12 protein-coding genes are annotated in these 12,197 nt (G+C 58.2%); 8 read left to right on the top strand and 4 right to left on the bottom strand.

Annotated features, from left to right (window positions below; genetic code table 11):
• Nucleotides 1–1,560 (bottom strand): M10 family metallopeptidase C-terminal domain-containing protein (locus ACM6IV_RS28280; protein WP_414872589.1); only part of this gene is annotated, 1,560 nt, incomplete at its 3' end.
• Between the two features lie 197 nt (nucleotides 1,561–1,757).
• Between ACM6IV_RS28280 and ACM6IV_RS28275 the strand changes: the two genes are divergently transcribed.
• A complete protein-coding gene (locus ACM6IV_RS28275) occupies nucleotides 1,758–2,402 on the top strand; it encodes an MBL fold metallo-hydrolase (protein WP_414872588.1) in 645 nt (214 codons plus the stop codon).
• A 116-nt stretch (nucleotides 2,403–2,518) separates the two neighbouring features.
• Complete coding sequence (locus ACM6IV_RS28270) at nucleotides 2,519–3,250, top strand: OmpA family protein (RefSeq protein WP_414872587.1); 732 nt, start codon at nucleotides 2,519–2,521, stop codon at nucleotides 3,248–3,250.
• 253 nt (nucleotides 3,251–3,503) lie between these two features.
• Here ACM6IV_RS28270 and ACM6IV_RS28265 read toward each other — a convergent pair whose 3' ends face one another.
• Complete coding sequence (locus ACM6IV_RS28265) at nucleotides 3,504–3,938, bottom strand: YhcB family protein (RefSeq protein ID WP_414872586.1); 435 nt, start codon at nucleotides 3,936–3,938, stop codon at nucleotides 3,504–3,506.
• Nucleotides 3,939–4,082: 144 nt separating this feature from the next.
• On the opposite strand from ACM6IV_RS28265, the gene ACM6IV_RS28260 reads away from it, so the two are divergent.
• From ACM6IV_RS28260 to zapE, 3 genes are all read left to right on the top strand, one after another.
• Nucleotides 4,083–4,712, top strand: coding sequence for an alpha/beta hydrolase (locus ACM6IV_RS28260; protein WP_414872595.1), 630 nt, complete (start codon nucleotides 4,083–4,085; stop codon nucleotides 4,710–4,712).
• A 24-nt stretch (nucleotides 4,713–4,736) separates the two neighbouring features.
• On the top strand, nucleotides 4,737–6,092 hold the full coding sequence (locus ACM6IV_RS28255; protein WP_414872585.1) for a tryptophan--tRNA ligase: 1,356 nt from the start codon (nucleotides 4,737–4,739) through the stop codon (nucleotides 6,090–6,092).
• 90 nt (nucleotides 6,093–6,182) lie between these two features.
• Nucleotides 6,183–7,277, top strand: a complete 1,095-nt coding sequence (gene zapE, locus ACM6IV_RS28250; protein WP_414872584.1) for a cell division protein ZapE — start codon at nucleotides 6,183–6,185, stop codon at nucleotides 7,275–7,277.
• Between the two features lie 183 nt (nucleotides 7,278–7,460).
• Here zapE and ACM6IV_RS28245 read toward each other — a convergent pair whose 3' ends face one another.
• On the bottom strand, nucleotides 7,461–8,357 hold the full coding sequence (locus ACM6IV_RS28245) for a GlxA family transcriptional regulator (RefSeq protein ID WP_175555647.1): 897 nt from the start codon (nucleotides 8,355–8,357) through the stop codon (nucleotides 7,461–7,463).
• A gap of 250 nt (nucleotides 8,358–8,607) precedes the next feature.
• On the opposite strand from ACM6IV_RS28245, the gene ACM6IV_RS28240 reads away from it, so the two are divergent.
• Nucleotides 8,608–9,744 (top strand): acyl-CoA dehydrogenase family protein, encoded by a 1,137-nt coding sequence (locus ACM6IV_RS28240; protein WP_414872583.1) that lies wholly within the window; start codon nucleotides 8,608–8,610, stop codon nucleotides 9,742–9,744.
• Nucleotides 9,745–9,849: 105 nt separating this feature from the next.
• On the opposite strand, the gene ACM6IV_RS28235 is transcribed toward ACM6IV_RS28240, so the two are convergent.
• Nucleotides 9,850–10,890, bottom strand: a complete 1,041-nt coding sequence (locus tag ACM6IV_RS28235) for an NADP(H)-dependent aldo-keto reductase (RefSeq protein ID WP_414872582.1) — start codon at nucleotides 10,888–10,890, stop codon at nucleotides 9,850–9,852.
• Between the two features lie 245 nt (nucleotides 10,891–11,135).
• On the opposite strand from ACM6IV_RS28235, the gene rplM reads away from it, so the two are divergent.
• Nucleotides 11,136–11,564 carry a 50S ribosomal protein L13 gene (gene rplM, locus ACM6IV_RS28230; protein WP_007917032.1) on the top strand — a complete coding sequence of 143 codons (429 nt, stop codon included), beginning with the start codon at nucleotides 11,136–11,138 and terminating at the stop codon, nucleotides 11,562–11,564.
• A gap of 14 nt (nucleotides 11,565–11,578) precedes the next feature.
• Complete coding sequence (gene rpsI, locus ACM6IV_RS28225; RefSeq protein ID WP_003205364.1) at nucleotides 11,579–11,971, top strand: 30S ribosomal protein S9; 393 nt, start codon at nucleotides 11,579–11,581, stop codon at nucleotides 11,969–11,971.
• Nucleotides 11,972–12,197 lie beyond the last annotated feature (226 nt).

The raw sequence follows: 12,197 nt of genomic DNA, 5'->3' as shown, positions 1-12,197 counted from the left end.
ACGGTCGAGTGCCGTCGGCGAGGCATCGGTTTCGATGACCACGTCATTGACGTTATCAACGTAGTAACTGTCGAACCCACCGCCGCCGATCATGGTGTCGGCACCGAGGCCGCCGTCCAGGGTGTTGGTCTGGTCGTTGCCGGTCAAGGTATTGTCGAGGTTGTTGCCGGTGCCGTTGAGTGTGCCGAGACCGGTCAGCGCGAGGTTTTCTACGTTGGCGCCCAAGATAAAGGACACCGAGCTGCGTACGGTGTCGATTTCACTGGCCAAGGTGCTGGTTTCGGTAACCGTGTCGCCGATGTTGTCGACGATATAGGTGTCGTTGCCGGCGCCACCTATCAGGGTGTCCGCGCCCGTGCCGCCATCGAGGGTATTGTCCCCGGATGTACCGATCATCGTGTTATTGAAGGCGTTGCCAGTGCCGTTGAGGTTGGCGGAACCGATCAGGGTCAGGTTTTCGAGGTGAGCACCGAGCACATAGTCGATAGACGCGATGACGCTGTCGACCCCCATGTTCGGGTAGTCGTAGATCGTGTCCCCGGCATTGTCGACGTAGTAGGTGTCGTTGCCGGCGCCACCGTACATAGTGTCCGCACCGGCATTGCCATTGAGTATGTTATCCAGTTCGTTGCCGTAGAGAATGTCATCGAAATTCGAACCGATGGCGTTTTCGATCTTGGCACCATAGGCGATTGCCAGACCATCTCTGAGCAGGCCCAGCGACGGCCCGACAAATGCCTGGCCGATCTGACTGAAGGTGCCCTCACCCAGATTGAGTGTTACGGCGGCCAATTGGTTACTGGCGTCGAGGGTGTCGATGCCACCAGCGTCCCAGATCGTCTCGAAAATCGACTGGTCTGGCGCCCAGGAGTAGACATTGTTACCGGTCTGCCACTGCATGTTCGCGCCATACAGGCTCTGAATCGCCAGGATGTCGAGCAGCATCGGCGTGGTCGGCTGATAGGAATAGTTGCTGTTGTAGCTCATCACTGTGTAATGAACATCGTCCAGCGCCGAGTCCAGCAGCGTCTTGTTGCTCGAGCTGACATCGAATGGATGCTTGAGCCCGAGCGTGTGTCCGATTTCGTGGACAAAGGTCAGGTAGTCGTAGGTGCCTTTACCCGGATTCGGATCGTTGGTCTCCGGGCCGATCCAGACATCGCCGGCGGTTGGATTGTTGGCCGGGAAGTAGCCCCAGGCAGCCGTCTGGTCATCCATCAACCGATAGCCACCAAATCGAAGGTCACCAACGTTATTGATGTCATCGCTGGTCAATGTGAAATTGAGATTGGCAACCGCGCTCCAGGAGGCCAGGGCATTGACCACTGCTGTTTTCTGTCCGGCTGTCAGCTCATATAGCGCGTTGTATTCATTATCCGGGCTGTAGTTAATAGCGAAGTACGACGTACCGGGCGCCATGAAGCTATAGCTGAGGCTGGTCGGGCCTTGGGAAGGCCAGTTGGCGCCCAGCCAATAGGTGCCGGACAGCAGGCTGTCGGCGTACTTGTTGCCGGTTAACGACGAAGGAAACGCAATTGAGTACGACAGTGGAGTAGGCATGGACTTTCCTGAATGCGATGCGGCCCTTCCTGATGCGACCGCTACAAAAGAAATCGATTTTGCACGAGTTTTTGTCTGTTTGACATCATTGGGCCACTATTTCTGATTGGTGGCGCCAAATTACTGGCCTGGCGTTATATATCGACGAATGCGCTAAAATCCTGAGCCACGGTTGTATCCGTCTGTCGAGGATTTTCATGTCTACGCTCGCGCCTTCGCTCATCCGCGAAACCTTCCCGGTTGGGCCTTTGCAGTGCAACTGCACCATCATCGGCGACCCGATCACAAAAAAAGCCATCGTCGTCGACCCGGGCGGCCATCCAGACCTGATCATGGCGCGTCTCGATGCGCATGGCCTGAAAGTCGTCAGCATCATTCACACCCACGCGCATCTCGATCACTTCCTCGCTTCCGGGCAGATGAAGGAAAAAACCGGTGCGACCCTGCATCTGCACAAGGAAGACCAGTTCCTCTGGGACAACCTCGAAATGCAATGTCAGATGTTCGGTGTGCCGTATACACCCGTGCCATCACCAGATCGCTGGTTGAGCGACGATGAAGAACTGGCCTGCGGCTGCGGTGTAGCGCTGCACACGCCGGGACATACACCCGGTTCCATGAGCTTTTGGTTTTCCGAGGCTAAGCTGTTGATAGCCGGCGACACGCTGTTTCGTCGCGGCGTAGGACGCACGGATTTGTGGGGCGGCGATCAGGCGACCATCGTGCGTTCGATCAAGCAGCGGCTTTACACGCTGGACGAGGACGCGACCGTGGTGACCGGGCATGGCCCGGACACACGATTGGGCGATGAAATGCGCGAGAACCCTTTCGTACGGGCCTAAATATTTTGTCACGAGTGCCCGGCGGAATTTTTGTGCATTGTCATGATCCAACGCCCGCGCAGGTCCATTACTCAGTGGCCGCTGCACCACAGAATGCGAAAAACCAGGAGCTCTCCATGTTCACCACGCGTCGTTTGATTATTGTCGCTACTGCCGTGGCCTTGCTGTCCGGCTGCGCCTCGCCTAACCCGTATGACAATCAGGGGCAGGCCGACGGTGGCTCGCAAGGCATGAGCAAAACCGCCAAATACGGCGGTCTCGGTGCACTGGCCGGTGCGCTCGCCGGTGCTGCCATCGACCACAACAACCGCGGCAAGGGTGCCCTGATCGGTGCCGCCGTAGTGGGTGCCTCTGCGGCCGGTTACGGTTACTACGCCGACCAGCAGGAAAAGAAACTGCGCGCGAGCATGGCCAACACCGGTGTCGAAGTGCAGCGTCAGGGCGATCAGATCAAGCTGATCATGCCGGGCAACATTACGTTTGCTACCGATTCGGCGAACATCGCCTCCAGCTTCTACCAGCCGCTGAACAACCTGGCCAACTCGCTGAAAGAGTTCAACCAGAACCAGATCGAAATCGTTGGCTACACCGACAGCACCGGCAGCCGCCAGCACAACATGGACCTGTCGCAGCGACGTGCGCAGAGCGTGGCGACCTACCTGACTTCGCAAGGTGTCAGCGGTGCCAACCTGTCGGCCCGTGGCGCCGGTCCGGATAACCCGATTGCCAGCAACGGTGACGTCAATGGCCGGGCGCAGAACCGCCGGGTTGAAGTCAACCTGAAGGCGATTCCAGGCCAGCAGTATGGTGGTCAGCAGCAGCCGGGTACGGTTCAGCAGTACCCGTAAGCGATTGCCTGAATGAAGAAATGCCCGGTCCTGTGATCGGGCTTTTTTTTGTCCGGCATGTTATGGCCTCATCGCGAGCAGGCTCACTCCTACAGGTATTGGTGGTGTACCCAAAATCTGTGTTCCACACATCACCCTGTGGGAGCGGGCTTGCCCGCGAAGAGGCCCGTGCAGCCACCGCAAAATCATCAGGCACAAAAAAGCCCCCGGACACATTACTGTCCGGGGGCTTTTTGTTTTCAGCGAAGGCTGATTACTTCTTCAAACCATAATGCTCATCGAGCATCCCCGGCGAGTTCGGGGTCTTCGGCGCGTAATCGCGCGGTGGCTCCTGATCGCGCGGTGGCGTCAGGCGTTCGCGTGGTGCCACTGCCGCGTCAGCGTGCAGGGCAGCGATCAGGCGTTGGCGGGTCTGCTCGTCCAGGGCCAGACGATTGGCGCCCTCGGCGAGATGATCCTGCACTTCCTGATAGCTCTGGGTCAGCTTCTTGACCAGCATCGCAGTGCTGTTGAAGTGGGTGACCACCTCGTTTTGATAACTGTCGAAACGCTCCTGGATATCATCCAGTTGACGCTGCGTGCGGCTCGGTGCGGCGTTTGGCACAACGCGCGCGATCAGGAATCCAATGGCGACACCCACAACCAGGGCAAGAGTCGGTAACAACCAAACTAAGAGCGAGTGTTCCACGAGTCCTTCCTCTATAAACGGCTTTGCTTTACGTTAACGGCTCGAACCTGCGCTGTATACCGCGATTCACTCGCAATAGATTGGCACAGACAATTTGCTAGACGAGTCGACCCGATTCGAGGTCACGGAGTTCCTTCCTTGCTGATGCGTGAAACCCCCGTAGTCATTGCCGGCCCTGTTGGCCAAATCGAAGCCTTGTACCTGGACAATGAGCAGCCGCGCGGCATCGCGCTGATCTGTCATCCGAACCCGGTGCAGGGCGGCACCATGCTCAACAAGGTCGTCTCGACGCTGCAGCGCACCGCGCGCGACGCAGGTCTGATCACCTTGCGCTTCAACTATCGCGGCGTCGGCGCCAGTGAAGGCACGCACGACATGGGCACCGGTGAAGTCGACGATGCCCAGGCCGCCGCCGCATGGCTGCGGGAAAAACACCCGAATCTGCCGCTGACCCTGTTTGGTTTCTCCTTCGGCGGATTTGTTGCAGCAAGTCTCGGCGGCCGCCTCGAAGCGCAAGGCGTGCCGCTCAAGCACCTGTTCATGGTCGCGCCAGCAGTGATGCGTCTGGGCGAGCAGGATCAACTGCCGCAGCAAGGCGAGCTGACCGTGATCCAGCCGGAAACCGACGAGGTCATCGATCCGCAGCTGGTTTACGAATGGTCCGACAAACTCCAGCGCCCCCATGAGCTGCTGAAAGTGGCAGAATGCGGACACTTTTTTCATGGCAAGTTGACCGATCTCAAGGATCTGATCCTGCCGCGTCTCTCGAATTGATTGCAGTCTGACAAGCGATTACCCATGACGAACCGTACCCGTATCCTCACCGGCATCACCACCACCGGCACGCCGCACCTGGGCAACTACGCCGGCGCCATCCGCCCGGCGATCCTCGCCAGCCGCGACAGCAATGCCGATTCGTTCTACTTTCTGGCCGACTACCACGCCCTGATCAAATGCGATGACCCGCTGCGCATCCAGCGCTCGCGTCTGGAAATCGCCGCGACCTGGCTGGCCGGTGGCCTCGATGTCGATCGCGTGACCTTCTACCGCCAGTCCGATATCCCGGAAATCCCTGAGCTGACCTGGCTGCTGACCTGCGTCGCGGCCAAGGGCCTGCTCAACCGTGCGCACGCTTACAAGGCTTCGGTGGACAAGAACGTCGAAACCGGTGAAGACCCGGACGCCGGCATCACCATGGGCCTCTACAGCTACCCGGTGCTGATGGCGGCGGACATCCTGATGTTCAACGCACACAAAGTGCCGGTCGGTCGCGACCAGATCCAGCACGTGGAAATGGCCCGCGACATCGGCCAGCGCTTCAACCACCTGTTCGGTCAGGGCAAGGAATTCTTCACCATGCCCGAAGCGCTGATCGAAGAAAGCGTGGCGACGTTGCCAGGCCTCGACGGTCGCAAGATGTCGAAGAGCTACGACAACACCATCCCGTTGTTCTCCAGCGCCAAAGAGATGAAGGACGCGATCTCGCGGATCGTCACCGACTCCAAAGCGCCGGGTGAAGCCAAGGATCCGGACAACTCGCACCTGTTCACCCTGTTCCAGGCTTTCGCCACGCCAGCGCAGGCGGACGAATTCCGTAGCGAACTGCTCGGTGGTCTGGGTTGGGGCGAGGCGAAGAACCGTCTGTTCCAGTTGCTCGACAATGAACTCGGTGAGGCGCGCGACAAGTATCACCAGTTAATCGAACGCCCGGCGGATCTGGAAGATATCCTGCAGATCGGTGCGAAAAAGGCCCGTGCGGTGGCAACGCCGTTCCTTAACGAACTGCGTGAAGCGGTTGGCCTGCGTTCTTTCGTCAATCAGGTTCAGGTCGCCGCGACCACCAAGAAGAAAACCGCGAAGGCCGCGCGTTTCGTCAGCTTCCGTGAGGACGACGGCAGCTTCCGCTTCCGTCTGCTGGCGGCCGATGGCGAGCAACTGCTGCTGTCGCGCAACTTCGCTGACGGCAAAACTGCCGGGCAGGTGACCAAGCAGCTGCAATCCGGCCAGCCGCTGGACGTGCGCAGCGAAGATCTGAGCTTCAGCGTCTGGCTGGAAGGCGAGCGCGTTGGTGACAGCCCGGCGTTCGCCGACGATGTTGCACGGGACGCGGCCATCGAGGCTCTGCGCGTCGCGCTGACCCCGGTCCAGGACTAATCGGCGGCACGGTCCGACCAAGGGCCGATTGCCATTCCCACGGGCCGTCGCTACAGTGACGGCCCGTTTTTGTTGCCTTGCTAACGAATTATGACGCCCCTAGAACGATACCAAGCTGATCTGAAACGCCCGGACTTCTTCCATGACGCCGCGCAGGAAACTGCTGTGCGTCATTTGCAGCGTCTGTACGAGGATTTGATCGCCGCCGATCAAAACAAGCCGGGTCTGCTGAGCAAACTGTTCGGCAAAAAAGATCAGGCGCCGGTCAAGGGCCTGTATTTCTGGGGCGGCGTGGGTCGCGGCAAGACTTACCTGGTCGACACCTTCTTCGAAGCGCTGCCGTTCAAGGAAAAGACCCGCACCCATTTCCACCGCTTCATGAAGCGCGTGCACGAAGAAATGAAAACCCTCGGCGGCGAGAAAAACCCGCTGACCATCATCGCCAAGCGCTTTGCGACCGAGTCGCGGGTGATCTGCTTCGATGAATTCTTCGTCTCCGACATCACCGACGCGATGATCCTCGGCACCCTGATGGAAGAGCTGTTCAAGAACGGCGTGACCCTGGTCGCGACCTCGAACATCGTTCCGGACGGTCTGTACAAGGACGGCCTGCAACGCGCGCGTTTCTTGCCGGCCATTGCGCTGATCAAGCAGAACACCGAGATCGTCAACGTCGACAGCGGCGTCGACTACCGTTTGCGTCACCTTGAACAGGCAGAGCTGTTTCACTATCCGCTCGACGAAGCCGCTCACGAAAGCCTGCGCAAGAGCTTCAAGGCGCTGACACCGGAATGCACTGCCGCGGTCGAGAACGATGTGCTGATTATCGAAAATCGTGAGATCCGCGCCCTGCGTACGTGCGATGACGTGGCGTGGTTCGACTTCCGCGAACTGTGCGACGGTCCGCGTAGCCAGAACGACTACATCGAGCTGGGCAAGATCTTCCACGCCGTGTTGCTCAGCGGCGTCGAGCAGATGAGCGTCACCACCGACGACATCGCTCGACGCTTCATCAACATGGTCGACGAGTTCTACGACCGTAACGTGAAGCTGATCATTTCTGCTGAGGTCGAGTTGAAGGATCTGTACACCGGCGGACGTCTGACGTTTGAATTCCAGCGTACGCTGAGCCGTCTGCTGGAGATGCAATCGCACGAATTCCTGTCGCGGGCGCACAAGCCTTGAGCTGATTTCGGCGAAGAAAAAGGGCCTGCAAATGCAGGCCCTTTTTTGTATCTGAAATTCACCCCGAACCCTGTGGGAGCGAGCTTGCTCGCGAAAGCGGTGTGTCAGCAATACAAAGACTGGCTGACACTACGCCTTCGCGAGCAAGCTCGCTCCCACATGAGTCCTCGTGTCGTTCAAAAGCTATGCCGCCTGCTGAAACTGCTGCCGATACTGATTCGGCGACAGTTCAGTGTGCTGGCGGAACAACCGCGCAAAGAAACTCGCATCGTCGTAACCGACCTCATAACTGATGGTCTTGATGCTTTTGCGGCTGCCGGACAGCAAGCCCTTGGCGGTCTCGATGCGCAGGCGTTGCAGGTAATGCAGCGGCTTGTCGCCGGTGGCCGTCTGGAAGCGCCGCATGAAATTGCGGATGCTCATGCCATGCTCGCGGGCCACGTCTTCGAAGCGGAACTTGTCGGCGAAATGCTCTTCGAGCCAGTGCTGGATCTGCAGGATGATCACGTCCTGGTGCAGCTTCTGCCCACCGAAACCGATACGTCCCGGCGCATAGCTGCGCTGTACTTCATAGAGAATGTCGCGGGCCACGGCTTGCGCGACGTTGGCCCCGCAGAAACGCTCGATCAAGTAGATATACAGGTCACAGGCTGACGTGGTGCCGCCGGCGCAATACAAGTTGTCGGCGTCGGTCAGGTGTTTGTCCTGATTGAGATAGACCTTGGGAAAGCGCTCGGCGAATGCATTGAAGAAGCGCCAGTAGGTGGTCGCTTCCTTGCCATTGAGCAGGCCGGCCTCCGCCAGCCAGAACACCCCGGTGGCTTCGCCGCACAACACTGCGCCACGGGCATGTTGTTCACGCAGCCAGGGCAAAACCTGGGGATAACGGCCGCACAGTGTGTCGAAATCGTCCCAGAACGCCGGGAGGATAATGACGTCGGCGTTTTCCAGACCGCCGTCTACCGGCATCACGACATCACTGAAACTGTTCACCGGTTTGCCGTCGGGGCTGACCAGGCGTGTTTCGAATGCTGGAGTCAGGCCATGGCCCAGTTGTTTGCCATACCGCAGGCTGGCCAGATGGAAGAAATCCTTGGCTTGCATGAGAGTGGAAGCGAAAACCCGGTCGATTGCCAGGATGCTGACGCGCCGCAGGGGCGTGGAGACGTGCTTGGACATAATTCAACTTTTGTTTTGTTTTTATAAGGGAAAGTGGTCACCAGACGGCTGGATCGTCTTATTTTTTGTCGGATGTGTCCAGTGTCCTGTGTCAGAGGGGAGGCTTAGTCTCTGAAGGTCATCTCCCTACAACAACAAAGAAAGGTGCCGCATGATCCCCAGAACCTTGTTCAGCTCCGAGCACGAATTGTTTCGCGACAGCGTCCGAACCTTCCTCGAAAAAGAGGCCGTGCCGTTCCACGCGCAATGGGAGAAACAAGGCTATATCGACCGCAAACTCTGGAACAAGGCAGGGGAGGCGGGGATGCTTTGCTCGCATTTGCCGGAAGAGTACGGCGGGCTGGGTGCGGATTTTCTGTACAGCGCGGTGGTGATAGAGGAGGTGGGCCGGCTGGGCCTGACGGGCATCGGTTTCTCACTGCATTCAGATATCGTGGCGCCATACATCCTGCATTACGGCAGCGAGGCGCTGAAGCACAAATACCTGCCGAAACTGGTATCGGGCGAGATGGTCACGGCCATCGCCATGACCGAGCCGGGCGCGGGCTCCGATTTGCAAGGGGTGAAGACCACCGCCGTGCTGGACGGCGACGAGTACGTGATCAACGGCTCGAAAACGTTTATCACCAATGGTTTTCTCGCGGACCTGGTGATCGTGGTCGCCAAGACCGATCCGAAGGCCGGTGCCAAGGGCACCAGCCTGTTTCTGGTGGAAGCGGGCACGCCGGGCTTCGATAAAGGCAAGCGCCTGGAGAAGGTCGGCATGAAGGCCCAGGACACCTCGGAGCTGTTCTTCCAGGATGTGCGCGTGCCGAAGGAAAACCTGTTGGGGCAGGCGGGAGCGGGGTTCGCTTACCTGATGCAGGAATTGCCGCAGGAGCGTCTGACCGTGGCAATTGGTGGTCTCGCCTCAGCCGAAGCAGCGCTGCAGTGGACGCTGGATTACACCCGTGATCGCAAGGCGTTCGGCAAGGCGATTGCCGACTTTCAGAACACTCGCTTCAAGTTGGCGGAGATGGCCACTGAAATCCAGATCGGCAGAGTGTTCGTCGATAAATGTCTGGAGCTGCACTTGCAAGGCAAGCTCGACGTGCCGACAGCGGCGATGGCGAAATACTGGGGCACCGACCTGCAATGCAAGGTGCTCGACGAGTGCGTGCAGTTGCATGGCGGTTACGGCTTCATGTGGGAGTACCCGGTGGCCCGGGCGTGGGCGGATGCGCGGGTGCAGCGGATTTACGCCGGCACCAATGAAATCATGAAGGAGATTATTGCGCGGTCGCTTTGAATTTTGCACTGAGTTGACTGGCCTCTTCGCGAGCAAGCTCGCTCCCACAGGTACCGTGATCCTCTGTGGGAGCGAGCTTGCTCGCGAAGGCGGCTTATCTATCGATCACGGCGCAGGGTTCGGATGATCCTTGTGAATCGCCTCGATCCCGGCCAACACCTCATCAGACAGTTTCAGATCAAAACTGGCAATGTTGCTGTCCAGCTGTTCCAGCGTTGTCGCACCAATGATATTGCTGGTAACGAACGGTTGCTGGGTCACGAACGCCAGCGCCATCTGCGCCGGGTCCAGACCGTGTTCCCGGGCCAGCGCGACATAACGGCTGCAAGCGGCCTCCGACTGCGCATTGAAATAGCGGCTGAAGCGACTGTAGAGGCTCAGGCGGCCTTTCGGCGGACGGGCACCACCCTCGTATTTGCCTGAGAGGAAACCAAACGCCAGTGGTGAATAGGCGAGCAGGCCGCACTGTTCACGGATGGCGATTTCGGCCAGACCCACTTCGAAGCTGCGGTTGAGCAGGTTGTACGGGTTCTGGATTGACACCGCGCGCGGCCAGCCACGGGCTTCGGCCAAGGCCAGAAAACGCATGGTGCCCCATGGCGTTTCGTTGGACAGACCGATATGGCGGATCTTGCCGGCCTTCACTTGTTCGTCGAGCGCTTCGAGGGTGTCTTCGAGCGGGGTCAGGTTGGCCTCGATCTTGTGCTTGTAGCCCAGCTGGCCGAAAAAGTTGGTGCTGCGTTCCGGCCAGTGCAATTGGTACAAGTCGATGTAGTCGGTCTGCAGGCGCTCGAGGCTGGCGTCCACCGCTTCGGTGATGTGCTGGCGGTTGTGGCGCAGGTTTTTGTCGCGGATGTAGTCGATGGTGTTGCCTGGGCCGGCGATCTTGCTGGCGAGGATCCAGTCGGAGCGATCGCCGCGACTTTTGAAGTAATTGCCGATATAGCGCTCGGTGGTGGCGTAGGTTTCGGCTTTCGGCGGCACCGGGTACATCTCGGCGGTGTCGATGAAATTGATCCCGGCTTCTTTGGCCCGCTCGATCTGGGCGAAGGCTTCAGCTTCAGTGTTTTGCTCGCCCCAGGTCATGGTGCCGAGGCAGATTGCACTCACGTTCAGGTCGGTACGGCCTAGCTGGCGATAGTCCATCGGGTGCTCCTTGGGCAAAACAATCATAAAAGCAGGTTGAAATATTTTTCGCAATCTGCATAATTGCCGACCTCTTTCTGCAGTGGAAGTGATGCGCCGCCGCCGAAGAATCTTGCCGTTGAACGGACGCGCCGACCCGAGCCCCCGAAAGCGTCTGTATCCGGCTGCCTTTGACTTGTCAAAGTACGCACTATTCAGTAAGATCCGCCGTCTAATTTACAGGGCGGCCCCTGAGGCTATAAAGAATGAAAACTTTTACTGCTAAACCGGAAACAGTAAAGCGCGACTGGTTTGTCGTCGACGCTGCTGGTCAGACCCTGGGTCGTCTGGCCACCGAAATCGCGAGCCGTCTGCGTGGCAAGCACAAGCCTGAGTACACTCCTCACGTTGATACCGGCGACTACATCGTCGTAATCAATGCTGAGCAGATTCGTGTTACCGGTGCTAAAACCACTGACAAAATGTACTACTCCCACTCCGGTTTCCCGGGCGGCATCAAGTCGATCAACTTTGAAAAGCTGATCGCCAAAGCCCCTGAGCGCGTGATCGAGACCGCGGTTAAAGGCATGCTGCCTAAAAACCCACTGGGTCGCGACATGTACCGTAAGCTGAAAGTCTATGCGGGCGCTGCACACCCACATACTGCTCAGCAGCCCCAAGAACTGAAGTTTTAACGGAATAGTACATTATGTCGGCGACTCAAAATTACGGCACTGGCCGTCGCAAGACCGCAACCGCACGCGTTTTCCTGCGTCCGGGTACTGGTAACATCTCCATCAACAACCGTTCGCTGGATAACTTCTTCGGCCGCGAAACTGCCCGCATGGTAGTTCGTCAGCCGCTGGAGCTGACCGAGACTGTCGAGAAGTTCGACATCTACGTCACCGTGATCGGCGGTGGTGTGAGTGGTCAAGCTGGCGCAATCCGCCACGGCATCACTCGCGCTCTGATGGACTACGACGAAACCCTGCGTGGCGCTCTGCGCAAAGCTGGCTTCGTTACTCGCGACGCCCGTGAAGTTGAACGTAAGAAAGTTGGTCTGCGTAAAGCGCGTAAGCGTCCGCAGTACTCGAAGCGTTAATTCCGCTTCCACGTTCAAAAAGAACGCCCGCCTCCTCACGGAAGCGGGCGTTTTTTTATGCCTGTGATTTATCAAAGAATTGCGCTGCGACAACTTGCCACTTCCGTAGACCCCCTATACTGCAAGGCTTGAGGGTAAGAGCTCGGGGTAATTCCCTTGTCAGAATTGGGGCTTTTCATTACCATCTCGGCAAAATTTTTATAAGTAACATTGATTTATTTAGTAG

This window comes from Pseudomonas sp. IT-347P, assembly GCF_949768005.1.
GTDB lineage: Bacteria > Pseudomonadota > Gammaproteobacteria > Pseudomonadales > Pseudomonadaceae > Aquipseudomonas.
The sequence above is the reverse complement of the archived record's forward strand: the minus strand, read 5'-3'. Positions and strand labels throughout refer to the sequence as shown.